Below are 26395 nucleotides of genomic sequence, written 5' to 3'. Positions count from 1 at the left end.
CTGCCGGCGATGGGGAGCGTGCGTCTGTGAACCGGGAAATTCCCGCGGAAAGCGCCAGAAATGGCGAAATTCCGAAGTTCCAAAAGCCACTCTTCGGAACGACGCCACCTTCCGCCCTGTCAGGTCTCGTTGTTCAGACCTTCCCTAGGCAAGATGTTGCAACGTATGTCGATGATGCGGGCGCCAGGCCGACAGGTGACATCGGGCAATGCAGTCGCGCTCGGTCAGATTTCCACTGGCTAGGCGGTACGGTCGGCGTCCACCAAGGGGTTTAACTCGGGATCCAGTGCGACGCGTTCGTCGAAGACAAAGCAGCGGCCGTCGTAGCCTTCGCCGCCGACCTCTTCGAAGTAGCCCAGGATTCCGCCCTCCAGTTGCAGCACGTTGTCCATGCCATCGGCCTGCATCCACAGCGCGGCCTTTTCGCAACGGATGCCACCGGTGCAGAAGCTGACCACCGTGGCATCGGCCAAGGCAGCACGATGCACCTCCAGCGCGCCAGGCAAGTCGGTGAACTTGTCGATCGGCAGCGTCAACGCACCCTGGAAGGTTCCGTATCTCACTTCCTGCGCATTGCGCGTGTCCAGCAACACCAACGGGCGGCCGCGATCATCCTGCCCGTTACGCAGCCAATTGCGCAGCACGGCAGGCGTCACCGAAGGCGCACGACCTTGCAGCGGCGATGCATCGTCGCGCCGAAAACTGATGATCTCCGGCTTGATCTTGACCTTGAGCCGCGCAAACGGCTGATGCTTGCTTTCGCTGTACTTGATGCGCATCTGCGCAAACCGCGTATCGGACTGCAGCCAGGTATAGAACCCGCCGATCTGCTCGGCAGCGCCTGCCAGAAATAGGTTGATGCCCTCTTCGGCCACCAGCACCGATCCTTTCAGCGCGTGCTGTTCGGCCTGCGCAAGCACGCTGGTGGCAAGTGTCTGCGGATCCTGGATGGTGGCGAACTGGTAGGCGGCGGTATTGGTAATCATGCGGCTATTTTAGAGCCGCGGGCAGCCCCTAGCGAGCGCTGTGAGCGGGGCGCCCAACGCGGTGCAGCAGCGAGCCTGCAACCGCGTGCTGCTTCGCACTCAGCCGCGCAACAGCACAAACGGCAGCAACACCAGCGAGGCGACGATCAGCATGCCGATCAGCGTCACGATCACGAACACCGGTCGCCTGCGCAGCAATGCGCCAAAGGTCTCCGCAGTGCCGGCTGCAAGTTCTTCCTGTCGCTGGGCACGCGCAATCGCGCCGCGCTGCGCCTGGTAGGCATCCATCGCCGCCTTGGCGCGTGGATAGTCGGCATCGTCGCCAAGCCAGATACCGCCAGCGGAAATCCCCCAGTTGCTGGGGCGCGTTTCGTAGATCTGCACGCCCTGCTCGCGCATCAGCGCCCGCACCTCGTCGGCTTCGTCGTCGGGGACATTGCGCAGATTGAGCAGTAGCTTGGCCATGCCGCGATGATACCGGGAGCCAGGTGCGATAATGGCCGTCTTTCTTCATGGACCCTGCCATGCGCCTTTTGTTGACGCTCGTCGCCGCCTTGTTGCTCGCAAGCTGCGCACCTGCCCTGCCGCCCTCCGGCGGCACCATCGCCAGTTTCGAACGGATCGACCGCAACGTGGGGACCGGCGCAGAGGCCACACCGGGCGCAATGGTCACCGTGCACTACACCGGCTGGCTGTACGACGAAAAAGCCGCCGACAAACATGGCAAGAAGTTCGACAGCTCGCTGGATCGCGCCGAGCCGTTCCAATTCGTATTAGGTGGCCACCAGGTCATCCGCGGCTGGGACGACGGCGTGGCCGGCATGCGTGTCGGCGGTAAGCGCACCTTGATGATCCCGCCCGATTACGGCTACGGCGACAACGGCGCCGGTGGCGTGATACCGCCTGGTGCATCGCTGGTGTTTGATGTTGAATTGCTGGGCGTGCAGCCGCGTTGAGTGCCTGACGATGACTGATCTGAGCAGGCAGCGGCTGGCAGTGATCGGCGGTGGGCCGGCCGGTTTGATGGCGGCGGAAGTGGCCTGTGCGGCGGGCCTGGCAGTGGATCTGTACGAGGCAAAGGGTTCGGTGGGACGCAAGTTCCTGATCGCTGGCAAAGGCGGCTTGAATCTCACGCATTCCGATTCGATGCCGCTGTTTGCGCAACGCTATCGCGACCGTCAACAACCGGTTTCCGCATGGTTGCAGGACTTCGATGCTGATGCGCTGCGCGATTGGGCGCGAGAGCTCGGTGTCGAGACCTACGTCGGCAGTTCCGGCCGTGTCTTTCCGATGGACCGCAAGGCGGCCCCCCTGCTGCGTGGCTGGGTGCGTCGGCTCAAGGAACAGGGCGTCGTGTTTCATGTGCAGCACCGTTGGCTGGGCTGGTCTGAAAACGGCGCACTCCGTTTCGACGCCCCCACCGGCACGGTGGAGTGCAGTGCAGAGGCAGTCGTGCTGGCGCTTGGTGGCGGCAGCTGGCCGCAGCTCGGTTCCGACGGGCAGTGGCAAGCCTCATTGCAGCAATGCGGGATCGCGGTAGCGCCCCTGGTTCCGGCCAACTGCGGCTTCGATATCGATTGGAGCGCGCACTTCGTGCAGCGTCATGCAGGTGCGCCGCTGAAACCGGTCGTTGCGCACTGGCAGGACAGCAACGGCATGCAGCATGCATTGCAGGGCGAATGCGTGGCCACAGCGAACGGCATCGAGGGCAGCTTGATCTATGCCTTGGCCGCGGACCTGCGCGAGCAGATCGATGCGCACGGCGTCGCCGAACTCGTGCTGGATCTGATTCCCGGTCGCTCGCTCGAACGCGTGCATGCCGAACTGGCCCAACCGCGCAAGGGACGCAGTTTCAGCGAGCATCTGCGCCGCCAGGTCGGCATCGATGGCGTCAAGGCGGCTCTCCTCTACGAAGAACTCGGCAAGCAGGCGGGCGACGCTGTCGCGTTGGTCGCACGCACGCTCAAGCAGTTGCCGCTGCGCCTGTTGCGGCCACGTCCGCTCGCCGAAGCGATCAGTTCGGCGGGCGGCGTACGACTGGAAGCGCTGGACGACCAGCTGATGGCACTCGCGCAACCTGGCGTGTTTTGCGCTGGCGAAATGCTCGATTGGGAAGCGCCAACCGGCGGCTATCTGCTCACCGCCTGTTTCGCCAGCGGCCGACGCGCCGCACGCGGCGCTGTGCAGTGGCTAGCGCAGCGCGACGTACGCGCTGCTACAGGCGATCGCTGACTGCCGCACGCGGCCACACCGATTTGACGTCGTACACCACCGCGCCCGGTTTGCCGAGCGCGGCGATCCGCTCCACGTCGTAGTCGCGATACTGCGCGTGCGCCACCGCCAGCACTACGGCATCGTAGGCGCCGTCTTCCGGCATCTCGCTTAAGTGCACACCGCCGTGCTGCAGCGCTTCAGCCGGGTCTGCCCACGGGTCGCAGGTGTCCACCTGCACGCCGGCGGCCTGCAGCAACTGCACCAATTCCAGGGCGCGGCTGTTGCGCAGATCCGGGCAGTTCTCCTTGAACGTCGCGCCCAGCACCAGCACCCTCGCCTGCGCAAGCGCGACGCCACGCATGGCCAGCATGCCGCACACGCGCTCGGCCACATGTCGGCCGACACGATTATTGACCTGCCGCGCGGTGTGGATCAGGTCCGGGTGATAGCCCACGCTTTCGGATTTGTGCATCAGGTAGTACGGATCCACCCCGATGCAATGCCCACCGACCAGGCCAGGGCGAAACGGCAGGAAATTCCACTTGGTTCCTGCGGCATCGAGCACATCGAGGGTGTCGATTCCCAACTTGTCGAAAATCAACGCCAACTCGTTGACCAGCGCGATATTGACGTCGCGCTGGATGTTTTCGACCACCTTTGCCGCTTCGGCCACGCGCATCGACGGAGCGCGCCAGGTACCGGCAGTGATGATGCTGGTGTATAGCGCATCGACGGCATCGGCGGCGTCTGCCGTCGAGCCCGAGGTGATCTTGCGGATATCACGCAGACGCCGCTGGCGATCGCCGGGATTGACGCGCTCGGGGCTGTAGCCGCAAAAGAAGTCGTGGTTGAAACGCAGCCCGGAGGTTGCTTCGAGCAAGGGCACGCAAACTTCTTCAGTGGTTCCTGGATAAACCGTGGATTCGTAGATCACCAGATCGCCGGGTTTGAGTACGGCGGCGATCAAGGCCGTGGCGCTACGCAACGGCTCCAGATCCGGTTGCTCGAAGCTATCGATCGGCGTCGGCACGGTCACGATGAAAATGCGACACGCAGCCAGATCCGCGGCGTTTGCGCTGTAGCGCAGACGCGTTGCGGCACCCAATTCGGCATCGTCCAGTTCCAGCGTGACATCGTGGCCGTCACGCAGTTGCGCAACGCGCTGCGCATCGATGTCGAAGCCCAAAGTGTCGCGTTGCTCCCCGAATCCAACCGCCAATGGCAGGCCGACGTAACCTAAGCCGATGACGGCGATGCGCCCCTGTGCGAGGGCGAGAAGCGTGGTGCCGGACATGCGGTTCCTTGGAATGGTGCGCAGCCGGTGGCGACGCGCTATGCGGCGGCAGCATAACGCAGGCCGCAGGAGCCAGGCAGTGCAGGAAGTACGCTGCAAAGATTCACAATCGCCGCGCAATCAGGCACGCTATCGCCATGCCCGGGTGGCGAAATTGGTAGACGCAAGGGACTTAAAATCCCTCAGCCGCAAGGCTATGCGGGTTCGACCCCCGCCCCGGGCACGCATTTATCAGGTAATCGAGTCGGCGCAATCGTGTTCGCGCCGCGCGACGCTTACCTGCTGATGTCCACGCATGATCATTCGCACCGTGCGGCCAATGTGGTGGTCACCCGAGCTCAGATTGCGTCTTCGATTCCCGCGTGCATTCGACCGCCTGTGTCCAAAGCGCCCAGGCACATATGTGCGCGCACCGGAACAGGCATTCATTATCGGACACCGCAGCGCCACTGCTCGTATTTAGCGGCAGCCGCTTAATGCGTGAACGTCCCCGGCCAATAACATGCGACAAATAAAAACCCTGGATATCGAGCGATATCCAGGGTTCGAATTTGGAGCGGGAAACGAGACTCGAACTCGCGACCTCAACCTTGGCAAGGTTGCGCTCTACCAACTGAGCTATTCCCGCGTGGAGCAAAATTGTACAGCGTATTACTTCGTTGCGCTAGCCCTGTCGTCGTTATCGATGGCAGGAATACCGCATGCGATGTGGAGGCCTGGGCCGGAATTGAACCGGCGTACGCGGATTTGCAGTCCGCTGCATAACCACTCTACCACCAGGCCGAAACATCAAACCCAAGGCATCCTGCCTTGAAACAACGAGACCCCTGACGCGGGGTCCTGTCTACATCTGGAGCGGGAAACGAGACTCGAACTCGCGACCTCAACCTTGGCAAGGTTGCGCTCTACCAACTGAGCTATTCCCGCTTGGGAGGCGAAATTCTACAGTGAACAGGATAGCTGTCAACTGTTGCTTTCGATTTTTTTCGGCTTGTTGCTGATCGCTGCTTTCTCGTCGGCGCGCAGGCTTGGCCATGCGGCCTGCAGATACTGAAACCCTGACCACAGCGTCAGCAAGGCCGCAATGGCTAGCGTCCAGTAGCCCGCACGAAAAATCAGGTTGCCCAGCCAGATTTCATGCGTGGGCATCTGCCCTGGGGTGACCGAATACAACAGGCACAGCAACGCCACCATTTGTGCCGTGGTTTTGATCTTGCCGATTGCCGCCACGCGCACCTTGGCACGCTGGCCGATCTCGGCCATCCATTCACGGAGTGCAGAGACGGCAATCTCGCGTCCGACGATGACTGCAGCCCAGAACGCCATCCACGGCGTGGGATGGCCCTGCACAATCAGGAACAGCGCCACCGCGACCATCAACTTGTCGGCGACCGGGTCCAGAAATGCGCCGAATGCGGAATATTGGTGATAACGCCGCGCGACCCAGCCATCCAGCCAGTCGGTGATGGCGGCCAGCGCAAACACGCCGGCGGACGCGAAGTTCGTCCACGTGTAGGGCAGGTAGAACACCACGACCAACACCGGGATCATAACGATCCTCAGCAGTGTCAGCCACGTGGGGATGGTCAACTTCATTGCGGACTTGCCTCGCCTGCCGCATCGGGAAGCGCCAGCCCGTGCAGGTTAGCGTAGATTCGCGCGGCAAGTGCGGCATTGACCCCCTCCACCCGCGCAATCTCGGCCTCGCCAGCGGCCTTGAGCCCGACCAGTCCTCCGAAATGCTTGAGCAGGCTCGCGCGGCGCCGAGGGCCGATGCCGGGGATATCCTCGAGCTTGCTGGTCATGCGCGCCTTCTGGCGGCGCCCACGGTGGCCGGTGATCGCAAAGCGGTGCGCTTCGTCACGCACTTGCTGGATGAATTGCAGCGCAGGCGAGGCCGCGCCCGGCCTTAGCTCGCGCCCGTCGGCCATGATCAACGCTTCGTGCCCTGCCCGGCGCTCTTCGCCCTTGGCCACGCCGACCAGCAACACGTTCTCGACCCCAAGATCGGCCAGCGCGGCCTGGGCCTGCGCCAGCTGGCCTGCGCCACCGTCGATCAGCAGCACGTCGGGCAGCACGCCGTTCTCTTCCACGGCGCGACGGAAACGGCGCTCGATCGCCTGCCGCATGGCTGCGTAGTCGTCGCCCGGCGTGATGCCGGAAATATTGAAGCGCCGGTACTGGCCACGCACCGGGCCGCTGGCGTCGAATACCACGCACGAGGCGACGGTCGCCTCGCCCATGGTGTGACTGATGTCGAAACACTCCACGCGCTTGACCGGCTCGGCAAGTCCAAGCATCTCGCGCAAGGCTTCGCTGCGTGCATGCTGCGCGCTCTGGCTGGTGAGCTCGGTGACCAGGGTCAGCTGCGCATTGCGCGTGGCCAGCAGCAGATAGCCGGCACGCTCGCCGCGCACGTTCCACTTCAGTGCCACCTTGTGCTCGGCGGCCGTACTGAGCGCGGCTTCGATCAGCTCGGCTTCCGGGATCTCGCGGTCGAGCAGGATTTCGCGCGGAGGAGAGTGCTCGGCGTAGTACTGCGATACGAACGCGCCAAGAATTTCGTCGGCACTGTCTTCCCCGTTGGTCTTTGGAAAGAACGAGCGCGTGCCGAGATTGCGGCCATCGCGAAAACTCAGCAACAGGACGCAGGCCTGGCTGGATTGCGTGGCGCAGGCCAGCACGTCCAGGTCCGCTGCACGGCCATCGACGTATTGACGGTTCTGCATGCTGCGCAGCGACGAGAGCAAATCGCGCAAACGCGCGGCGCGCTCGAATTCCAGCGCCTCGCTGGCCTGCTGCATCGAGTGCATGATCTCTTCGCCGAGCTGATCGCTCTTGCCTTCGAGAAACATGGTGGCGCGGCGCACCGATTCGGCGTAATCCGAAGGCGCCACCAAATCCACGCACGGTCCGCTGCAACGCCCGATCTGGTATTGCAGGCATGGCCGCGAACGGTTGCGGAACACGCTGTCCTCGCAACTGCGCAGCTTGAAGAGCTTATGCATCAGGCTCAGCGTTTCGCGTACACCGGTGACGCCCGTGTAAGGGCCGAAATAACGCCCTTGCACCGCACGCGGGCCGCGGTGCAAGGCAATACGAGGCCATTGTTCGCGCGTCAGCAACACGTATGGGTAGCTTTTGTCGTCGCGCAACGAAACGTTGTAGCGCGGCGACAGCGATTTGATCAGCTGGTTTTCCAGCAGTAGCGCTTCGGCTTCGCTGCGGGTGACGGTGACGTCCATGCGCGCGACCTGCGACAGCATCGAGGTCAACCGGGCGTTCTTCGGCGTCCCGTTGAAATAACTTCCCACACGCTTGCGCAACGCGCCCGCCTTGCCGACGTACAACAAGGTGTCGTCGCCCGCATACATGCGATAGACGCCAGGCGCGGTGCTCAGTTGCGCAGCAAACGCTTTTCCATCGAAATCGTTTTGGGGCCTTACGCTCATTCGTCTATCGAAACATCACTCAGTGCGCCGCTTGCAAGGTCGTACCGCAAGATGGCATGTGCATCGGTTTCTGCGATCCAGACCGCACCGGCGGTGACCGCCAGACCGGCCGGACCATGCAGACGACGCGGCAGCGTCACCGTGGTCAATTCGCCACCGCCCAGGCGCAGGCAGCGCAGGCAGCCATTGCCGGTGTCGGCGATCCACAGCAGCGGCGAATCGGCCGCCAGTGCAATGGCCTGTGGGAACTGCAGACGCGCCGTGCTGCGTGGGCCGTCCTGATCCCCAAACTGCCAGGTGCCCTGCCCGCCCACCAAGGTCTGCACCAGATCGCCGCGCAGTTGCATGGTGCGGATCGACGAGCCCAGCCCGTCGCAGACATAGGCCACTTGCTGCACCGACGCCAAGCCTGCCGGCTGTGCGAAAGCAGCGAGATGGCCACTGCCGTCGCGAATTTCAAGGGCACCGGTGCCTGCGCGCGCGGTCAGCGCGGCGCGGCCCAGGTGATAACTCCAGATCCGGTTATCGCCGGCCATGGCGATCAACACCTGGTTGTCGGCGATGGCCAGACCTTGCGGGTAGTTCAGCGCAGAGCCACCGGGCGACGCCAACGGGCCTTCGACCGGCTCGCCGGAACGACCGGTGCCGCACAAGGTATCCACCTGCCCGCTGCGCAGGTTGATACGACGCAGCGCATGGTTGCCGGTATCGGCGACATACAGCTGATCGCGTTCCAACGCCAAACCTTGCGGCCGCCGAAATGCTGCTTCGCCGACACCGCCGTCGATGAGATCAGCATTGCCATGCCCGAACTGGCGCAGCACGCGCCCGCTGTGCGTGCACTCGAGCACGCGGTGGTGGCCGGTATCGGCGACGTACAGCCGGTCTTCGGTCGCCGCCAAACCAGTAGGAAAACGCAACGCCAGATGCGGCTCGGGCTCGCGCTCGGCCACGCCGTGCAGGTCGGCGTCAGACGGGGGCGGCTGGCCTTCGCACAGGGCAGTCAGGGCCTTGTCCAGATCGCCGGTGACGCCCACCAGGCGCTGCCGCTCGCGGCCATAGGCATCCAGCAGCACCAGCGTGGGCCAGGCTTCGATACCGAAGCGGCGCCAGGTTTCCCAGTCCTTGTCGAGCAGGATCGGCGCACTCACGCCGTGTCCGCGCAGTTGTTTAAGCGAGCGTTGCGGCAGCCGTTCGCTGTCGAAACGCGGCACCTGTACCACGATCACCTGGAGCCGGCCAGGGCTGCGCGCCTGCCAGTGGGCAAGCTCGGCCAGGCGTTCTGCGCACCACACCGAGCTGGCGTTGACGAACGCCAGCACCAGCGCACGCCCGCGATGCTCCTGCAAGGTGGAGGGCCTGGCATTGAGCCAGGTGGGAAATTCCGGCAGTTCCTGGGTGAGCTGGGCGTTCATGTGGTGATTATGCCCAAGCGCGATTAGCCGCGGGTGAGTCTGGCTACGGTGAGGCGCGCGGCAGTGTCGACCAGCTGCCATACCTGCTCGAAGTCATTCATGCTGCCGGTATACGGGTCGGGGATTTCATCGCGCGCGTCGATGCCGGCCCAGGGCAGCCACAAGGCGAGCTTGTCGCGCTGCGCTGCCGGGGCCAGCCGCTGCAGATCGCGCAGGTTGTTGCCGTCTGCGCATAGCAGCCAATCGAAATGCTCGACATCCGAGTGCTTCACCTGGCGCGCGCGAAGACCCGAAATATCCACGCCGTGACCGCCCGCGCAGCGGATCGCGCGCGGGTCCGGCGGATCGCCGGCATGCCAATCGCCGGTCCCGGCCGAATCGACCTCGATGCGCCGCGACAGCCGTGCCTTGTCCAGTTGCGCACGCAAGGCACCCTCGCCCATCTGTGACCGGCAGATATTGCCCAGGCAGACGATCAGCACCTTCATGCCGAAGCCACCCGCATCTGCGCGCGAACGAGATCGTCCGCGGTATCGATGCCCGGCGGAAACGGCTCAGGCGTCACCGCCACGGCGATGCGATAGCCGGCTTCCATCACGCGCAATTGTTCCAGCGATTCGGTGCGCTCCAGCATGCCGGGCGGCATGGCTGCGAAGCGTTGCAGGAAGCCTGCGCGATAGGCGTAGATGCCGATGTGACGCAGCCACTGACCTTCTGCAGGCACGCTATCGTGCTGGCTGGCGAAGCTGTCGCGGTGCCAGGGAATCGGCGCACGGCTGAAATACAGCGCGTCACCGCCGGCCGTGCGCACCAGCTTCACCACGTTGGGATCGAACAGGTCGTGCGCGTTGTCCACCGGTGCGGCCAGCGTGGCCATCTGGGCACCGGAGTGCTGCAGCAGATCTGCAACCGCGCGGATGCCTGCAGCCGGCGCAAACGGCTCGTCGCCTTGCAGATTGACCACGCAGGTCTGTTCGTCCCATCCGGCAACGCGCGCGCATTCGGCAAGGCGGTCGGTGCCGGAAAGATGCGCGGTGCCGGTCATCGCCACATGCACTCCGGGCAGATGCTCGATCGCCGCTGCGATACGCGCGTCGTCGGTGGCCACCCACACCTCGCGCGCACCCGCCAGCAATGCACGCTCGGCCACGTGCTGGATCATCGGTCGATCACCGATCAGTTGCAGCGGTTTACCCGGCAGCCGCGTGGAAGCGTAACGGGCGGGAATGGCGACAACGAAATCGGCAGGCGTGGTGGGTGTCATACGTGCGCGCTCTGGATGCAGTAGGAAGTGGGGGGGGACGAAAGAACCGAATCGCTTGATGCCGATGTGTGATTGAGCGAAGTGGCGGTATTCAGTTGGCGCTGCGCTGCACGACATCAAAACGCGCCGCGCGCCCTGATCGCAGCGATGCGCACCAATATTTTCGGGTAGACCTTTACCCGAGTGGTGCGAGATTTCATCCAGCATGGATGACGCATCACAGCCGCAAGAGCGCACTCAACGCCTGGCTGCCGATGCTTGGCCAGCAACCGTCCAACTGCAAGCCGACTCGCTCACACGCCCTGCCGGCTCGCCAATTTGTTCAACCGGTCCAGCAGACTCACCCAGAAAGCGGCCGGCAGTTCCGCCTTCAGTGGCACGCTGTACAGCCACTCGTCGGCGAACGGACGGCATTTCACCGCGTCCTTTTCGGTCATCAGCACCGGCAGGCGGCTTCCGAAGCTGAAATCCGCGGCGCGATAGACGTGATGATCGGGAAACGCGTGCGGCACCACGCCGATGCCGCGCGCGCGCAGCATGGCGAAGAACCGTTCCGGATGCGCGATGCCCGCCACTGCATGCACGCGCTGTCCGGCAAGCATGCCCAAGGGCTGCGCACGCTTGCCGTCCATTGGCTGCACGCTGTCGATGCTCAAACGCATCTGCCATTCGCCGAAACCGGCATCATCCGGCGCCTGCGGTGCGGCAGTGGCACTGGCCTGGCCGAGATTGACCACGCGAAAATCGCAATCGTGCGCCCGCGCGGCCGGTTCGCGTAGCGGGCCGGCAGGCAAGAGGCGTCCGTTGCCGTAGCGTCGCTGGCCATCGACCACTTCGATCTCGACATCGCGCGCCAGACGGTAATGCTGCAGCCCATCGTCGCAGATCACGATGTCGCAGCCCGCCTCGACCAGCGCCCGCGCAGCAGCGAGCCGGTCGCTGTCGACGCGCACGCGCGCACCGGTCTTCCAGGCGATCAACACCGGTTCGTCGCCGCCGAGCGCCACCGGCGTGTCCGCTTCGACCCAGCGGGCGGTGCCGGCGTCATCGCGGCCGTAGCCACGGCTGGCGACCCCAGGGGTCCAGCCGGCTTCCTGCAGCTTCGCGACCAAGGCAATCGTCAGCGGCGTCTTGCCGGTGCCGCCGGCGGTGACATTGCCGACCACGACCACCGGCACCGGCACCCCGTGGCGCCTGCGCCAGCCGCGGCGATACAGCGCCCGTCGCAATGCGATCGCAGCGCCGTAGACCGGCGCCAGGATGCGCGCCGGCAATGGGATCGGCGTGTTGTCGTACCAGTAACCCGGGGTGCGGGTGCCGCGCTTGCTCATGCCTGGCGTTCGCGGAATTGCATGCCGTGCAGGTGCGAATACAAGCCGCCCTGCGCCAGCAATTGGTGATGCGTACCGCGCTCGACGATCCGGCCCTGGTCCATCACCAGCACCTGATCGGCATGCTCGATGGTGGACAGGCGATGGGCGATGACCAGCGTGGTGCGGTCCGGCATCAGCTTGTGCAGGGCGTCCTGCACCAATCGCTCGGATTCGTTGTCCAGCGCTGCGGTGGCCTCGTCCAGAATCAGGACCGGCGCGTCCTTGAGCATGGCGCGTGCGATCGCCAGACGCTGGCGCTGGCCGCCGGACAGACGCCCACCCTTGGTGCCGACATGCGACTGCAGACCGTCGGGCAGCTGCGCGACAAACTCCATCGCATTGGCGCCCAGAATCGCGCGCTCCAACTGGCCGGCATCGGCATTGCGCATTTCGCCGAACGCCACGTTGTCGGCGATGCTGCCGTCGAACAACATCACCTGCTGGCCGACCAGCGCAATCTGCCTGCGCAGATCCGCCAACGCATACGCCTGTACCGGATGCCCGTCGAGCAGGATCTGCCCGGCCTCGGCTTCGTAAAAACGCGGAATCAATTTGATCAGACTGGATTTGCCGCTCCCGGAACGCCCGACGATGGCGGTGACGGTGCCCGGTTGCGCAACGAAGCTGACATCGGCCAGTGCCGGATTGACCTGGCCGGGGTAGCGCGCCGTGACATCGCGAAATTCGATCAAACCCTTGGCACGCGTCAGCGGCACGGTACCTTGATCCGGCTCGTCCGGGCTGTCGAGCACCGAAAACAGACGCTCGGCCGATGCCAGGCCGCGCTGCACCATGTTCTGCACATTGGTCAGCTGCTTGAGGCCAGGAATGATCGTCAGCATCGAGGTCATCAGCACGACGAAATCGCCGGCCGTCAACCGCCCGGCCAAGGCCTGCGCACCGGCCACGAACAGCAATGCCGACAAGCCGATCGCGCCGATCATCTGCACGGTGGCAGTGGAAATGCCGCGGGTGGATTCGACCTTCATCGCCAGGCGCAGGTTGCGATTGGCCAGCGCGCCATAGCGCTCCATTTCGGTCTGCTGAGCCCCGTAGATCTTGACCTCCTGATGGCTGGACAAGGTCTGGTCGGCGGCCTGCAGCAGCTGCGCACCGCTTTCCTGGATGCTGTGGCTGATACGCCGGTAGCGCCGCGCCACCTTGTCCATCACCCAGGCCAGCACCGGGGCAAGCACCAGGATGGTCAATGTCACCTGCCAGCTATGCCACAGCATCAGCGCAAGCGCACCGATCACCTGCAGCGATTGCTGGATCATGACCTTGACCGCATCCACTGCGGCCTGCGCAACCTGGTCCGAATCCGAGCCCAGGCGTATCAGCATCGACGGCACCGGCTCCGAATCGAAGCGTGACCCCGGCAGGCGCAGATACTTGGCCATCACCTTGATGCGCAGATCGCGCGCGATGCTGCGTGCGGATTTGCCCATCGCCATGTCGGTGACGTAGCCGGCCACGCCGCGCACCACGAACAGCAGGATGATCTGCACCGGCAGCCAGCGACTGACCTCGGCGTTCTTGTAGATGAAGGTCTCGTCGGTGATCGGCTTCATCAACGCCAGAAAACCGGTGGTGCCGGCCGCTTCGATCAACGCAGCGATCAGCGCGGCCACCAGCAACAAACGGTATGGCTTGGCAAACGCCAGCAGGCGACGGTACGTGCGCCAGGAAGACACTGGCGCCGGGCGGCCGGTGGAGATGGTCACTGGCGGGTTCCGTTGGTGCTTGTCTTGCCGGTCGTACTGGCGGCGCTGGCCGGAGGCGCGGTGGCGATGGCAATGCGCCGGAAGCCGAGCTGGCCCAGCGCATCCTGCGCGGTCACCACGGCCTGATACGGGGTCCGCGCATCGGCGCGCATCAGCACGGTCTGTTCGCGGTCATCGCTGGCGATCTGGGCGATGGTCTGCTTGAGCGAATCCACATCCGAGCGCAGTACTTCCTGATCGTTGATGAAGTAACGCCCATCGGCGTTGACCAGCACGCTCAACGAACGTGGCGGTGCACCGCTGTGCTGGTCGCTGGCGGTCGGCAACTGCAGCTGCAGCGTGGAGCGCGCGTCGAAGGTTGTGGTCACCACGAAAAAGATGATGAGGACGAGGATGACGTCAATCAATGGCACCAGGTCGATATGCGGCTCGTCCTGGCTTCGGTCGCTGCCGATGCGCATCCGTCAAGCCTTTGCCGTGACAGGCTTGGCGCCCGCTGCAGCCGGCGCGAAGGCGGCCGGCACGACACGGCCATCCATGGTGTCCAGCAACAAGATGGCTTCCTGCTCCATCTCGACGATGTAGCCGGCGATCCGCCCCTTGAAGAAGCGATGTGCCATCAATGCCGGAACCGCGATGATCATGCCGGTCGCAGTGCACACCAGCGCCTTGCCAATGCCGCCGGCGAGCTGATTCACATCGCCTACGCCGTGATCGAGGATGCCCATGAACATCTGGATCATGCCGACCACGGTACCGAGCAGACCCAACAATGGCCCGGCCGATGCGATCGTGCCCAACGCGTTCAGATAGCGCTCCATGCGATGCACCACATGCCGGCCGGTGTCTTCGATACGTTCGCGGATCACGTCACGCGGGCGGCCACGCACGTCCAGCGCAGCGGCCAGCAAGGCGCCCAACGGCGAATTGCGGCGCAGCGACTCGATGTGGGTGGGATCCAGGTTGCCGCGCGCGGCCCAATTGCGCACTTCTTCACCCAGGCCCGGCGGCGTCACCTCATTGCGGCGCAGGCTCCACAGACGCTCCAGCACGATCGCCAGGGCGATCACGCCCAGCAACAGCAACGGCACCATCGGCCAACCGCCTGCCTTGACCAGCTCCAACACGATTCGATTCCTCCGGCAACGCGGCCGCCTGTTCGCTGACCGATAGGATAGCAGCCGACCGCCGCCGTTCCGCAGCATCCCATAGCCGCGGCTGCCAGCGCCGTCGCTCGCGCAGTTGCAGGCCCGCGGCACCGAGCCACACCCGGATCGCTCCCGACTGGGCGGTGTCCAACACCCCTGCCCCGCCTGACTTCCAGCGTTGCATGACCTCGGCGCGCGGATGCCCGAATCTGTTGCCATGACCGGACGACACCAACGCCAGGCGTGCGCCGGTGGCGGCGATGAAACCGGCGTGCGAGCCGTCGGCGCTGCCGTGGTGCGGGACGATCACCAGGTCGGCACGCAGGTCGGAGGCGTGCCCGCGCAGCAGGCGACGCTCGACGATGTCGCCAATATCGCCCGGCAACAGTGCGCTCGCATACGCGGTCTCGACCCGCAGCACGCAACTGGATTGGTTGCGTAGGTAAGGAAAACCCACGCCGGGATGCAGGAAGCGAAAGCGCACCCCGTCCCACTCCCACTGCTGCCCGGCGCGGCAGCGTGCGGTGACGTCCAATGGCGCACCCGGTGGCGCAGCCGTGCGTGCCACCGGCAGCCCCGTGCGCACCGCGGCATAGCCACCAGCATGATCGGCATCGGCATGGCTGAGCACGATGGCGTCCAGCCGGCGCACACCAAGCGCGCGCAACGCCGGCAGCACGACGCGCTCGCCGGCATCGAAGCCGTCGCGTACCGCCGGACCGGTATCGAACAACAGCGCATGACGTTGCGTGCGCACCAGCACCGCCAAGCCCTGCCCCACGTCCAGCAACTGCACTTCCGCCTCGCCTGCGGCGGGTAGCTCGCGATCCGGCCAGAGCAACGGCAGCCACAGCAGCGCCGCCAGCGATTTACCCGGCGTCGCGCGCGGCAGCAACAGCCAGAACGCACCGAGCAGGGCGGCGATCAGGGCAACGCCATCGGACTCGGGCACCCACCACAACGCCACCGCGGTCTGCCCAAGCCAGACGAACCCCGGCCAGGTCAGCTCAAAGCACCAGCCCGCAAGCTGCCACGCCCACACGCCGGTCCCCGGGTAGATCGCCTCCAGTGCGGTCCCCAACAGGCATAGCGGTACCACCACGAAAGTCCACCACGGAATGGCGACCACATTGGCGAATGGCCCGACCAGCGACGCCTGCCCGAACAAGCTGACCGTCAATGGCAGCAGGCCAACGGTGGCCACGGTCTGCGCAGACAGGAAGCCGCGCACGATGGCGCGATCGTCAGACGGCAGGCACCAGACCAGCCATGCCACGCCGGCGAAGCTGAGCCAGAAGCCAGCCACCAGCACGCTGAGCGGATCCCACAGCAACACCGCCAACAAGGCGAGCGAGAGGACGTGCGCGGTCGAGGCGCGTCTACGCAGCACCCTGGCAAGGGCCACCACCGCAATCATCAACACGGTGCGTACCGTCGGCAGCGCCAGGCCAGCCAGTAGCGCGTAGGCCGCAGCGCCGAGTAGCGCGGCAATCGATGCCGCATGCAGACGCGGCATGAATGTGCCCAGTCGCGGCTGCCAGCGCCATATGCCAGCGACCAGCAGCGCGAAGAATGCCCCGACCAGCCCGACATGAAATCCAGAGATGGCGATCAGATGGCTGAGCCCGGTCGCGCGCAACGTTGCCCATGCGGTATCGTCCAGCCCCCGAGTATCTCCGAGCGCGAGCGCCCGCAGGTACGGCGCAGAGGGGCCGCCGACACGCTCGGCGATGCGGTGCGACATCCGTTCGCGCCAGGCATCCACGCCTTGCGGCGGTGCGGTATGGCGTGCGATTGCAGGCATGCGCACATAGCCCGTCGCAGCGATGCGTTGCGCCAGTGCCTGGCGCTCGGCATCGAAGCCTCCGGGATTGCGCAAGCCGCGTGGCGCACGCAGCTTGAGCCGCAGCTGCCAGCGCGCACCTGCATGTAGGGCCGCGCGCGGGCCGATGCGCTCGGCGCCAAAGTCGTCGTACCAGGCCACCTGCAGGAGCTTGCCGCGCAGTGCCGCCGGCTGCGCCGGAGCCCCGTCCACGCGCAGCTGAAAGCGGGTACGGCGTTGCTCGGCGATCGGTAGCCCGACCATCTGTCCGCGCACGGTGACATCGCGTGTTTCATCCCGCGGAAGCAACTGCGCCTGCAGCGCGCCAGTCACCTGCCATCCCATCGCTCCGAATCCCAGGAGTGCCGCTGCGCCGGCCAGCAATAGCGCACTCCAGCAAGGGCGCAGCCACACCGTCGCGCCGCTGCCCAGCAACGCAACGCACACGCAGCCGGCGTAAACCATCCGCGGTAGCAGTATGGGCGACCAGGCGCACGCCACCACGCCCAGCAATAACGCGGCCGCGATGACCACCGCCGATCCCATCTGTGGCGGCGCTGGGTGCGCTGACACTTCCATGCTGTCGGTCGCCATCCTGGACCCTATCGAGCAACGTCTTCACCTTAGATCGCGACACTTTCCACGCACAGCGGAGATCTGCCCAAGCCTGGGTAGGAAGAACACTGCTGCGGCGGTCGCTGATTACGCATACGAACGACGTCCTGCGGCACATCGCAATCACTTGATGCGGTGCGTCGCACATCTGCACACGTGAAGATGCATGCCGCAGCAGATCGAGCGATCAACGGCGCAAGCATGCCCTCCGGCCTAGCGTTCGCCCCGATTTCATGGTGTCACCGCTAAGGTGAGATCCGTTTTTTCAGGAGCCTCCCCATGCGTAAAGGCATTGCATTGATCGTCGGTGTGACCGGCATCTCCGGTTACAACCTTGCCAACGTGCTGCTCGCCGACGGCTGGACCGTGTACGGCCTTGCACGTCGGCCACTGCCCCACGACGGTGTCATTCCGGTGGCGGCCGATCTGCTGGACGCCGAGAGCACGCACAACGCGTTGCGTGGTCTACCGATTACCCACGTGTTCTTCTGCACCTGGACGCGTCGCGATACCGAGCGCGAGAACGTCCAGGCCAACGGCGCGATGATGCGGCACCTGTGCGATGCGCTCAGCGATGCGCCGCTGCAGCACATGGCGCTGGTCACCGGCACCAAGCACTACCTGGGCGCGTTCGAAAATTACGGCAGCGGCAAGGCCGAGACGCCGTTTCGCGAAAGCGAGCCGCGCCAGCCGGGGGAAAACTTCTACTACACGTTGGAAGACCTGCTGTTCGCGCATGCGCAGCAGCATGGTTTCGGCTGGAGCGTACATCGCTCGCACACCATGATCGGCATGGCCAACGGCAGTAATGCCATGAACATGGGCGTGACGCTGGCGGTATATGCGTCGCTGTGCAAGCACACCGGGCAACCTTTCGTGTTTCCAGGGTCGCAAGCGCAGTGGAACAGCCTCACCGACCTCACCGATGCCGGGCTGCTTGGCCGCCAACTGGCCTGGGCCGGGCTTAGCCCCGCGGCGCGCAATCAGGCCTTCAACACCGTCAATGGCGATGTATTCCGCTGGCGCTGGATGTGGGGTGAGATTGCGAAGTTCTTCGAGCTCGACGCTGCGCCCTGCCCCGCTGTGCCGGAACCGCTGGAACCACGCATGAGCCAGACCGCCCCTGCCCTGTGGGCTGAGGTGGCCGCGCAGCACAAGCTGGTAGAGTCCGACGTCAGTCGGCTTGCATCGTGGTGGCATACCGATGCCGACCTGGGCCGCGAGATCGAGTGCGTCAACGACATGACCAAGAGCCGTGAATTGGGCTTTCTCGACTTCTACGACAGCCGCGCCTCGTTCTTCGAACTGTTTACCCGCCTGCGGGCACTGCGCATCATTCCTTGACCGATGCTGTGGCATCTTCGCAGGCTGCACTGGCCTGCGGAGATCGTGCGGCATGTGCCATGGCAGTCGCGCTGCATGCGATTGTGCGCTGCCGCTGCACGTCAAAATGCGCCACCATTTCGGCTAACGGGCACAACACCAGTGCCCGCCGCAAATCCACGCTCATCCGCAACGCGATCGTCTGCCGATCGACCGCGTCTACATGCGCTTACACCGCAGACGGCGCCAATTCGCGCAGCTTGCCCTGGTGCAGCTCCAGCACGCGGTCCAGGCGCCGTGCCAAGCCGCGGTCGTGCGTCACCAACACCAGGCTGGTGCGCTGGGCGCGGTTGAGCTCCAGCATCAGCTCGAACACGGTGCCCGCGGTCTTGTCGTCCAGATTGCCGGTGGGCTCGTCGCCCAATACGCAGCCCGGCCTGTTGACCAGTGCACGCGCCACCGCACAGCGCTGACGTTCGCCCCCGGAGAGTTCGCTGGGCTTGTGTTCGACGCGATGCCCAAGCCCGACCGATTCCAGCAGCTGCAGTGCCTGACCCTTGGCGACGGCCACATCCTTGCCGGACAACAGCACCGGCATCATCACGTTCTCCAACGCGGTGAATTCCGGCAACAAGTGATGGAACTGGTAGACGAAGCCAAGCGCCTGGTTACGCAGCTTGCCGCGCTGCGCGTCGGACAGCGCCGACATGCGCTCGCCGGCCACATACACTTCGCCGGAGGTCGGAATATCCAGCCCGCCGAGCAGATGCAGCAAGGTACTCTTGCCGGCACCGGAGGCGCCGACGATCGCCACGGTTTCGCCGGTGGCCACCGATAGATCCAGGCCATCAAATACCGGCGTGCGCATCTTGCCTTCGGCGTAGGTCTTGGCCAGCGCTTCGGCGCGGATCACCGCTGTTGCCTGTTCTGGTGTTTGCACGAGCGTTTCCCGGATCTCATTCATAACGCAGCGCCTCCGCTGGCTGGGTGCGCGAAGCGCGCCACGCCGGGTACAAGGTCGCGAGGAAACTCATCACCAATGCCACCACGGTGATCACCACCACGTCCTGGGTTTGCATATCGGTCGGCAGGCCGGTGATGTAGTACACGTCTTCGGGTAGCAACTTGACGCTGAAAATCGTTTCGATCACGCCGAGGATGCGTTCAAGATTGAGCGTTAGCACGATGCCGCCGATCACGCCCATGAAGGTGCCCATGAAGCCGATCAACGAACCCTGCACCATGAACACCTGCATCACCCCGCCCGGCGACAGCCCGAGCGTGCGCAAGATGGCGATATCGGCTTGCTTATCGGTCACCAGCATCACCTGCGAGGACACCAGGTTGAATGCACCCATCGCCACGATCAGCGACAGCAGGATGCCCATCACCGTCTTTTCCATCTTCAACGAGTGGTACAGGTTGGCGTTTTCCTGGGTCCAGTCGCTGACCCGATACGGGCCGTGCAACTTCACCGCCAGATCGCGCGCCACCGGCCAGGCCTGATCCATGTCATGCAGGCGCAGGCGCACGCCGGTGACGCCGTCCATACGCAGCACGCGCGCCAGATCCTGCATGTTCACCACGGCGAGGCCGCGGTCGATTTCGTTGTATCCGGCCTCGAAAATACCGCTCACGGTAAAGCGCTTGAGCCGCGGCATCGCGCCCAGCGGCGTCGCCTGGGTGTCGCTGAGCAACACGACGATGCTGTCGCCAACATCCACGCCAAGCCACAACGACAGCTCCTTGCCGATGACGATGTTGTACGACCCAGGCGTCAGGCTGTCGACCGAGCCCTGCTGCATCTTCTTGGCCAGCACCGACACCTTGCCTTCTTCGGCAGGAATCACGCCGCGCACGATGGCCGGCTGCTTTCGCGGGCCCTGCAATAAGGATTCGGTTTCGATGTAGGGCGCGGCACCGGCCACGCGCGGATCGGACATGGCGACCTCGACCGCGTGCTGCCAATCGCGCATCGGCGCGCCTTCTGCACTGACGGTCGCGTGGGCAGCCATCTGCAGCAGGCGGTCGCGTATCTCCTTCTGGAAACCGCTCATCACTGCAAGCGTGGTGATCAGCACGGTCACGCCCAGGGCGATGCCCAGGATCGACGCCATCGAAATAAACGAGATGAAACCATTGCGCCGCTTGGCACGCAGATAGCGCAAGCCGATGGCAACCGGAATAGGTTTGAACATGCGGTTCAACCGGGAAGGGGACGCTATGGTGCCACTAGCGGCCGCCCGGACGAAATGGCGTGGGCCTGAGCGGCCAGACGCAGTTCACGTCGTTGCGGCGCCGGCAGGGTGTCCGGCCAGAAATGCAGGCGCTCGCGCCGGCCATCCGCTCGCTTCCAAGACACCACCGCAAGCGGCCCGCGCCAGCGTACCTGCAGCTCTTCCACCTGCACACCGTCAATGCTGGCGGGCGTTTGCGTCCATGGCACCAGCAATTGCCTCACCGGCGAACGCAACAGCTGACGCATTGCTCGCCCGCCTGCAAGCACCACGTATGCAGACGACAACAGGGCCAACCACAGCGGTACGCCACTGCGCCACACCGCCCACACGGCGAGCGCCATCAACACGCTCAATGCGCAAATCAGCCAGCGCGAGGGTCGCCATTCAAGCCGGCAAGGCGCGAATATCGGCGATGAGTGCGGCGTTGGCGGCATCGGGGCAAGCCTCGTATCCCATGAACCAGCGCCACAACTTATCGTCTTCGCAATCCAGTAGCTGTAGGAAAACCGCGCGCTCGGCGTCGGGAGCCTGCGCCCAGCGTTGATCAAGGTAGCGCCCGAACAATTGATCGAGTTCGCGCATTCCGCGCCGGCAACGCCAGCGCAACTTTTTCAGCAGGGTTTGTTCGTCCATCTCATCTCTCCACCGCACCGCATGGCGGTCCGAAAACGACAGCGGCACCTGACCCAAGGGCCGGTGCCGCTGCGAACCACATCCCCGTGGTGGGGAATCAATGCCGTGCGATCAGGCGCGACGCGCCATCATCAACTTCTTGATTTCGGCGATCGCCAGCGCCGGATTCAAGCCCTTCGGGCAGGTCCGTGCGCAGTTCATGATGGTGTGGCAGCGATACAGCTTGAACGGGTCTTCCAGATCGTCCAGGCGCGCACCGGTGTCTTCGTCGCGCGAATCGATGATCCAGCGATAGGCCTGCAGCAGGATGGCCGGGCCCAGATACCGCTCGCCATTCCACCAGTAGCTCGGGCAGCTGGTCGAGCAGCAGGCGCACAGGATGCACTCGTACAATCCATCGAGCTTGCGGCGGTCTTCCGGCGACTGCAGGCGCTCGCGATCCGGCGGCGGCGGCGTCTGGGTGCGAATCCACGGCTTGATCGACGCGTACTGCGCATAGAAGTGCGTCAGGTCCGGCACCAGGTCCTTGATCACGCTCATGTGCGGCAGCGGATAGATCGGCACCTCGGACTTGCCGCACGCGGCAATCGCCTTGGTGCAGGCCAGCGTATTGGTGCCGTCGATGTTCATCGCGCACGAGCCGCAGATGCCCTCGCGGCAGGAGCGACGGAATGCCAGCGTCGGGTCGATCTCGTTCTTGATCTTGATCAGCGCGTCCAGGACCATCGGGCCGCATTTATCCAGATCGATCTCGTAACTGTCGGTGCGCGGGTTGGCGTCGACGTCCGGATCCCAGCGGTAGACCTTGAAGGTGCGCGTGTTCTTGGCGCCCTGTGCAGGGTAATGCTTGCCCTTGCCGATCTTTGAATTCTTGGGGAGGGTGAACTCTGCCATAGCTGCTCTCGTTGGCTCAGGCGATGCGCGGTGCGAACGACAACCGCACCGTGCGCATGAAGGTAAAGATGACGAATGCCACTGCCGAAGCAGTCGCGCAGCGACCAGCCATCTGCCGGCGCTGCTCCAGCGTCATGCGACGACCAAACTGCTGCACCGCCTCGCTGCCACGCGCAGAGGCGATGACGAGCGATGACAAGGCAACGGTGGGTCGCTGCATGCGCATCGATCAGTAAACGCGCGGCTTCGGCGGGACCACGTCCACATCCTGGCTCAGCGTGTACATGTGCACAGGGCGGTAGTCGAACTCGCACTTGCCCTTGTCGTCGACGGTCACCAACGTGTGCTTCTGCCAGTTGACGTCGTCGCGGTCCGGGAAGTCTTCGTGCGAGTGCGCGCCGCGGCTTTCCTTGCGCTGTTCGGCCGAATTGATCGTCGCCACCGCGTTGAGCAGCAGGTTGTTCAATTCATAGGTCTCGATCAGGTCCGAATTCCACACCAGCGAGCGGTCCGACACCTTGACGTCCTCGAAGGTGGCGAAGATCTCGGCCATCTTGTCCACGCCTTCTTTCAGCGTCTTGCTGGTGCGGAACACGGCGGCGTCCGACTGCATGGTGCGCTGCATGTTGTCGCGGATCACGGCCGTCGGCGTGGAGCCGTTGGCGTGACGCAGCTTGTCCAGCAAGCCCAAGGCCTTGTCACAGGCATCGGACGGCAAGGTCTTGTGCGGCTGATTCGGCTTGACCGTTTCGGCGCAGCGGTTGGCGACCGCGCGACCGAACACCACCAGGTCCAGCAATGAGTTCGAGCCCAGACGGTTTGCACCATGGACCGAGACGCACGCCGCCTCGCCGATGGCATACAGGCCCGGCACCACGGCATCCGCATCGTCGCCCTGCTTGCGCACGACCTCGCCGTAGAAGTTAGTCGGAATACCGCCCATGTTGTAGTGCACCGTCGGCAGCACCGGGATCGGCTGCTTGGTCACGTCCACACCGGCGAAGATGTGTGCGCTTTCGGCGATGCCGGGCAACTTTTCGTTGATCACTTCCGGCCCAAGGTGGGTCAGGTCGAGCAGGATGTGATCCTTGTGCTCGCCTACACCGCGGCCTTCGCGAATTTCCACCGTCATCGAACGCGACACCACGTCGCGCGAAGCCAGGTCCTTGTAATGCGGTGCGTAGCGCTCCATGAAGCGCTCGCCATTGCTGTTACGCAGGATGCCGCCTTCGCCGCGCACGCCTTCGGTGATCAGGCAGCCCGCACCGTAGATGCCAGTGGGATGGAACTGCACGAATTCCATGTCCTGCACAGGCAGGCCCGCACGCATCACCAGGCCGCCGCCATCACCGGTACAGGTGTGTGCGGAGGTGGCGCTGAAGTAGGCACGGCCGTAACCGCCGGTCGCCAGCACCACGCCGTGGGCGCGGAACAGATGCAGCGAACCTTCGGCCATGTCCAGTGCGAGCACACCACGGCAGACGCCTTCTTCGTCGAAGATCAGATCGAGCGCGAAGTACTCGATCATGAAGCGTGCGTTGTGCGCCAACGACTGCTGATACAACGTATGCAGCATGGCGTGGCCGGTACGATCGGCTGCGGCGCAGGTACGCTGCGCGGACGGGCCTTCACCGTACTTGGTGGTCATGCCACCGAACGGGCGCTGGTAGATCTTGCCCTCTTCGGTCCGCGAGAACGGCACGCCGTAGTGTTCGAGTTCGATGATGGCCGGAATCGCCTCGCGACACATGTACTCGATCGCGTCCTGGTCGCCCAGCCAATCGGAGCCCTTGATGGTGTCGTAGAAGTGATAACGCCAATCGTCTTCGCCCATGTTGCCCAGCGCTGCGGAAATACCGCCCTGCGCTGCCACGGTGTGCGAACGGGTCGGGAAGACCTTGGTCAGGCAGACCGTCTGCAGGCCCTTCTGGGCCAGGCCGAACGTGGCGCGCAGGCCGGCGCCACCGGCGCCCACCACGACCATGTCGTACTTGTGTTCTGTGATCTTGTAAGCGGACATCGAATTATGGGTTCCTGTTTGGTCGCTGACGACTCAGCTCATGCCCAGCGCGATACGCGCCACGGCAAACACGCTGACGATGGCGCCCAGCACGGCAACAAAACGCACGAGGGTTTGCGCAATCAGTGCGAGCAACGCGTCGTGCACGTAGTCTTCCAACACCACCTGCATGCCCAGTTGCGCATGCCAGAACGAAGCGACGAGGAAGGCCACCAGCAGGATCGCATTCCACGGCTTGGCCACTGCCGCGCTGGCAGCAGCGTGATCGGCACCGATCAGGCTCAGCACGAAGATCAGGAACCAGATCGACAGCGGTACCAGTGCGGCCGCGGTCAAGCGCTGGATCACGAAATGTTCGGTACCGGTCTTGGCGGCACCCAGGCCGCGCACATTCTTCAGCGGGGTACGGTAGCGGCTCATACGGCACCTCCGGACAGCAACACGTAAGCCCAGATGGCAGCGGTGAGCACAAGGCTCAGAACCACCGACAACCAACCCATGCTGATGAACGAGCGCACGGCGTAGCCTTGCCCGAAGTCCTGCAGCATGTGGCGCAGGCCACCGAACAGGTGGAAGGCGAACGACCAGGTCCAGCCGAACAGGAAGACCTGCCCATACCAGGTTGCCGCCTGATCGCGGAAACAATTCCAATGGTCGGGGCCAAGCATCAATGTGAGCAAGGCAGCGGCAATTCCCAGTGCGCCGACAGACAGTACGATGCCGGTGGCTCGATTGAGAATCGAGGTCACCATCTGTATCTGCCAACGGTATACCTGGAGATGCGGGGAGAGAGGACGTTCGCGGATCGCCATTCGCTGGGCTCGTTTTCTCGGCTGGGCGGCACTAGGCCGCTGTGGCTAAAAGCTGCTCAAAAATCGATGCAGCGTCCATTTTTTTCCCAGTCGCCGTAGCGCGTTGGCTCGGGGCCGTCGCGCCCACCAATCTCCTTCGGCAGTGGCTTTTTCTCGGGAATATGCTCCTGAGAAGAAGGCTGCGTCTCGGAATCCTGCGCTGGGGTGGGGGTTGGATGGCCTATCATAGTGCTCTCACAACTTGGCGATTTTAGTCCTCCCCTTCCGTGGCTGACAACCTGAATCTCATTCCGCAGGGTTTTGGCTCCCTGCACGACATGCAATACGTCCGACTGGCCGGTACGGATGCAGTGGCGTTTGCGCATGCCCAATTTGCCAACGACGTACAGGCGCTGGCGGTTGGGCAGTGGCAGTGGAACGCGTGGCTGACGGCGAAGGGGCGCGTGATTGCCATCTTCGCACTCCTGCGTGAGGACGACGCACACTTACTGATGCTGTTGCCGGACGGCAACGCGGCCGAGATCGCCACGCAACTCAGCCGTTTCGTGTTCCGCCGCAAGCTGAAAATCGTTACTGCCACGCTGTTTGCCTACGGCGGCTTCGCAGCACCGGAGCACGCGCATGCCGCACGGGCCGAGATCGGAACGCAGCGTATCGAGCTGGATCTGGGCAGCGCCGCGCTGCCGCGCACGTTATTGCTCTACAGCCCGGATGCATTGGCGACGCCTATCGAACTGCCGAGTGCAGATGCGCAGTGGCGGACGACCGATCTGCAACTGGGGCTCGCCCGGCTGGTCGAGGGCCAGCGCGAACAATGGACGCCGCAGCAGTTGGCACTGGACCGCCTGCAGGCGTACAGCGTCAAGAAAGGCTGCTACCCGGGCCAGGAAATCGTGGCGCGGACGCACTTTCTGGGCAAGGCCAAGCGCGCGTTGCAGTTGCTGGAAACCGGTGCTGCCGTGAATGCAGGCGATGCCGTCGCACTGGACGGTAGCGCGATCGGCACAGTGGTGAGCGTGGCGGGTAACCTTGCGCTGGCGGTATTGCCGTTGGAGCTGACGCTGGACGCCGGTACCGCGTTGCAGGCAGGCACGCATGGCGCCCGGCCACGCGCACTTACGACGGGGCTGGAGCGTTAGCAGCTAACACAGTCGCGAGCCGTGCCA

General features: G+C 64.3%; 27 protein-coding genes and 4 tRNA genes. 5 read left to right on the top strand and 26 right to left on the bottom strand.

The features are described 5' to 3' along the window. Positions 1 to 239 precede the first annotated feature (239 nt). Positions 240 to 986, bottom strand: coding sequence for a sulfurtransferase (locus J7367_RS04750; protein WP_057662149.1), 747 nt, complete (start codon positions 984 to 986; stop codon positions 240 to 242). A 99-nt stretch (positions 987 to 1085) separates the two neighbouring features. Further along, positions 1086 to 1451, bottom strand: coding sequence for a DUF6164 family protein (locus J7367_RS04745; protein ID WP_007964431.1), 366 nt, complete (start codon positions 1449 to 1451; stop codon positions 1086 to 1088). Between the two features lie 59 nt (positions 1452 to 1510). Between J7367_RS04745 and J7367_RS04740 the strand changes: the two genes are divergently transcribed. Together J7367_RS04740 and J7367_RS04735 are read left to right on the top strand one after the other, a co-directional pair. Further along, positions 1511 to 1942 carry an FKBP-type peptidyl-prolyl cis-trans isomerase gene (locus tag J7367_RS04740; RefSeq protein WP_007964429.1) on the top strand — a complete coding sequence of 144 codons (432 nt, stop codon included), beginning with the start codon at positions 1511 to 1513 and terminating at the stop codon, positions 1940 to 1942. A 10-nt stretch (positions 1943 to 1952) separates the two neighbouring features. Next, entirely contained in the window at positions 1953 to 3218 is a 1266-nt protein-coding gene (locus tag J7367_RS04735) for a TIGR03862 family flavoprotein (RefSeq protein ID WP_057662153.1), read from the top strand. Here J7367_RS04735 and J7367_RS04730 read toward each other — a convergent pair. Continuing rightward, the gene (locus tag J7367_RS04730) at positions 3202 to 4494 is read right to left on the bottom strand and encodes a nucleotide sugar dehydrogenase (RefSeq protein ID WP_057662156.1); all 1293 of its coding nucleotides are present in this window, start codon (positions 4492 to 4494) and stop codon (positions 3202 to 3204) included. The two genes, J7367_RS04735 and J7367_RS04730, sit on opposite strands and share 17 nt — an antisense overlap. Positions 4495 to 4633: 139 nt before the next feature. Here J7367_RS04730 and J7367_RS04725 point away from each other — a divergent pair. Next, positions 4634 to 4717: transfer RNA gene (locus tag J7367_RS04725), tRNA-Leu, on the top strand. Positions 4718 to 5046: 329 nt separating this feature from the next. On the opposite strand, the gene J7367_RS04720 is transcribed toward J7367_RS04725, so the two are convergent. The 13 genes from J7367_RS04720 to J7367_RS04660 all read right to left on the bottom strand — a co-directional run bounded on the left by J7367_RS04720 (position 5047) and on the right by J7367_RS04660 (position 17286). Then, positions 5047 to 5122: transfer RNA gene (locus tag J7367_RS04720), tRNA-Gly, on the bottom strand. 81 nt (positions 5123 to 5203) lie between these two features. Next, positions 5204 to 5277 (bottom strand) — tRNA-Cys (locus J7367_RS04715). 68 nt (positions 5278 to 5345) lie between these two features. Further along, positions 5346 to 5421 (bottom strand) — tRNA-Gly (locus J7367_RS04710). A gap of 36 nt (positions 5422 to 5457) precedes the next feature. Next, positions 5458 to 6090 (bottom strand): CDP-diacylglycerol--glycerol-3-phosphate 3-phosphatidyltransferase, encoded by a 633-nt coding sequence (pgsA, locus tag J7367_RS04705; RefSeq protein ID WP_005916703.1) that lies wholly within the window; start codon positions 6088 to 6090, stop codon positions 5458 to 5460. Further along, positions 6087 to 7946, bottom strand: a complete 1860-nt coding sequence (gene uvrC, locus J7367_RS04700; RefSeq protein ID WP_007964421.1) for an excinuclease ABC subunit UvrC — start codon at positions 7944 to 7946, stop codon at positions 6087 to 6089. Before uvrC ends, pgsA begins: the two co-directional genes overlap by 4 nt. Further along, positions 7943 to 9361, bottom strand: a complete 1419-nt coding sequence (locus J7367_RS04695; RefSeq protein ID WP_033481027.1) for a nhl repeat protein — start codon at positions 9359 to 9361, stop codon at positions 7943 to 7945. Before J7367_RS04695 ends, uvrC begins: the two co-directional genes overlap by 4 nt. 23 nt (positions 9362 to 9384) lie before the next feature. Next, positions 9385 to 9849 (bottom strand): low molecular weight protein-tyrosine-phosphatase, encoded by a 465-nt coding sequence (locus tag J7367_RS04690; protein WP_057662161.1) that lies wholly within the window; start codon positions 9847 to 9849, stop codon positions 9385 to 9387. Next, positions 9846 to 10625 carry a 3-deoxy-manno-octulosonate cytidylyltransferase gene (gene kdsB, locus J7367_RS04685; RefSeq protein ID WP_057662164.1) on the bottom strand — a complete coding sequence of 260 codons (780 nt, stop codon included), beginning with the start codon at positions 10623 to 10625 and terminating at the stop codon, positions 9846 to 9848. Before kdsB ends, J7367_RS04690 begins: the two co-directional genes overlap by 4 nt. Before the next feature lie 293 nt (positions 10626 to 10918). Continuing rightward, positions 10919 to 11956 (bottom strand): tetraacyldisaccharide 4'-kinase, encoded by a 1038-nt coding sequence (gene lpxK, locus J7367_RS04680; RefSeq protein WP_057662167.1) that lies wholly within the window; start codon positions 11954 to 11956, stop codon positions 10919 to 10921. Continuing rightward, positions 11953 to 13722: a lipid A export permease/ATP-binding protein MsbA gene (gene msbA / locus J7367_RS04675; RefSeq protein WP_057662171.1), complete on the bottom strand. Its 1770-nt coding sequence runs from the start codon at positions 13720 to 13722 to the stop codon at positions 11953 to 11955. Before msbA ends, lpxK begins: the two co-directional genes overlap by 4 nt. Beyond that, positions 13719 to 14183, bottom strand: coding sequence for a biopolymer transporter ExbD (locus tag J7367_RS04670; RefSeq protein WP_057662174.1), 465 nt, complete (start codon positions 14181 to 14183; stop codon positions 13719 to 13721). The genes msbA and J7367_RS04670 overlap by 4 nt, the downstream gene beginning before the upstream one ends. 3 nt (positions 14184 to 14186) lie before the next feature. Beyond that, a complete protein-coding gene (locus J7367_RS04665) occupies positions 14187 to 14849 on the bottom strand; it encodes a MotA/TolQ/ExbB proton channel family protein (protein ID WP_057662177.1) in 663 nt (220 codons plus the stop codon). Further along, a complete protein-coding gene (locus J7367_RS04660; protein ID WP_057662179.1) occupies positions 14740 to 17286 on the bottom strand; it encodes a DNA internalization-related competence protein ComEC/Rec2 in 2547 nt (848 codons plus the stop codon). The genes J7367_RS04665 and J7367_RS04660 overlap by 110 nt, the downstream gene beginning before the upstream one ends. Positions 17287 to 17586: 300 nt before the next feature. On the opposite strand from J7367_RS04660, the gene J7367_RS04655 reads away from it, so the two are divergent. Beyond that, entirely contained in the window at positions 17587 to 18651 is a 1065-nt protein-coding gene (locus J7367_RS04655) for an SDR family oxidoreductase (RefSeq protein ID WP_057662182.1), read from the top strand. A gap of 208 nt (positions 18652 to 18859) precedes the next feature. On the opposite strand, the gene lolD is transcribed toward J7367_RS04655, so the two are convergent. From lolD to J7367_RS22205, 10 genes are all read right to left on the bottom strand, one after another. Next, complete coding sequence (gene lolD / locus J7367_RS04650) at positions 18860 to 19594, bottom strand: lipoprotein-releasing ABC transporter ATP-binding protein LolD (RefSeq protein WP_022559176.1); 735 nt, start codon at positions 19592 to 19594, stop codon at positions 18860 to 18862. Then, positions 19587 to 20828 (bottom strand): lipoprotein-releasing ABC transporter permease subunit, encoded by a 1242-nt coding sequence (locus tag J7367_RS04645; protein WP_057662185.1) that lies wholly within the window; start codon positions 20826 to 20828, stop codon positions 19587 to 19589. Before J7367_RS04645 ends, lolD begins: the two co-directional genes overlap by 8 nt. Positions 20829 to 20851: 23 nt before the next feature. Continuing rightward, positions 20852 to 21304 (bottom strand): hypothetical protein, encoded by a 453-nt coding sequence (locus J7367_RS04640; protein ID WP_007963510.1) that lies wholly within the window; start codon positions 21302 to 21304, stop codon positions 20852 to 20854. Then, entirely contained in the window at positions 21255 to 21503 is a 249-nt protein-coding gene (locus J7367_RS04635) for a succinate dehydrogenase assembly factor 2 (protein WP_003482785.1), read from the bottom strand. The genes J7367_RS04640 and J7367_RS04635 overlap by 50 nt, the downstream gene beginning before the upstream one ends. 111 nt (positions 21504 to 21614) lie before the next feature. Next, on the bottom strand, positions 21615 to 22397 hold the full coding sequence (locus J7367_RS04630; protein WP_007963513.1) for a succinate dehydrogenase iron-sulfur subunit: 783 nt from the start codon (positions 22395 to 22397) through the stop codon (positions 21615 to 21617). Positions 22398 to 22413: 16 nt separating this feature from the next. Further along, the gene (locus J7367_RS04625; RefSeq protein WP_033481041.1) at positions 22414 to 22617 is read right to left on the bottom strand and encodes a hypothetical protein; all 204 of its coding nucleotides are present in this window, start codon (positions 22615 to 22617) and stop codon (positions 22414 to 22416) included. Positions 22618 to 22626: 9 nt separating this feature from the next. Beyond that, positions 22627 to 24417 (bottom strand): succinate dehydrogenase flavoprotein subunit, encoded by a 1791-nt coding sequence (gene sdhA / locus J7367_RS04620; RefSeq protein WP_057662188.1) that lies wholly within the window; start codon positions 24415 to 24417, stop codon positions 22627 to 22629. Positions 24418 to 24450: 33 nt separating this feature from the next. Continuing rightward, on the bottom strand, positions 24451 to 24837 hold the full coding sequence (gene sdhD / locus J7367_RS04615; protein WP_022559171.1) for a succinate dehydrogenase, hydrophobic membrane anchor protein: 387 nt from the start codon (positions 24835 to 24837) through the stop codon (positions 24451 to 24453). Further along, positions 24834 to 25229 carry a succinate dehydrogenase, cytochrome b556 subunit gene (gene sdhC, locus J7367_RS04610; protein WP_007963517.1) on the bottom strand — a complete coding sequence of 132 codons (396 nt, stop codon included), beginning with the start codon at positions 25227 to 25229 and terminating at the stop codon, positions 24834 to 24836. Before sdhC ends, sdhD begins: the two co-directional genes overlap by 4 nt. 56 nt (positions 25230 to 25285) lie before the next feature. Then, a complete protein-coding gene (locus J7367_RS22205; RefSeq protein WP_005929790.1) occupies positions 25286 to 25456 on the bottom strand; it encodes a DUF1674 domain-containing protein in 171 nt (56 codons plus the stop codon). A 39-nt stretch (positions 25457 to 25495) separates the two neighbouring features. On the opposite strand from J7367_RS22205, the gene J7367_RS04600 reads away from it, so the two are divergent. Then, positions 25496 to 26368: a folate-binding protein YgfZ gene (locus J7367_RS04600; protein WP_057662191.1), complete on the top strand. Its 873-nt coding sequence runs from the start codon at positions 25496 to 25498 to the stop codon at positions 26366 to 26368. Positions 26369 to 26395 lie beyond the last annotated feature (27 nt).

The sequence above is a fragment of the Xanthomonas sp. D-36-1 genome (assembly GCF_017746155.1).
Classification (GTDB): domain Bacteria; phylum Pseudomonadota; class Gammaproteobacteria; order Xanthomonadales; family Xanthomonadaceae; genus Xanthomonas; species Xanthomonas cissicola.
The sequence above is the reverse complement of the archived record's forward strand: the minus strand, read 5'-3'. Positions and strand labels throughout refer to the sequence as shown.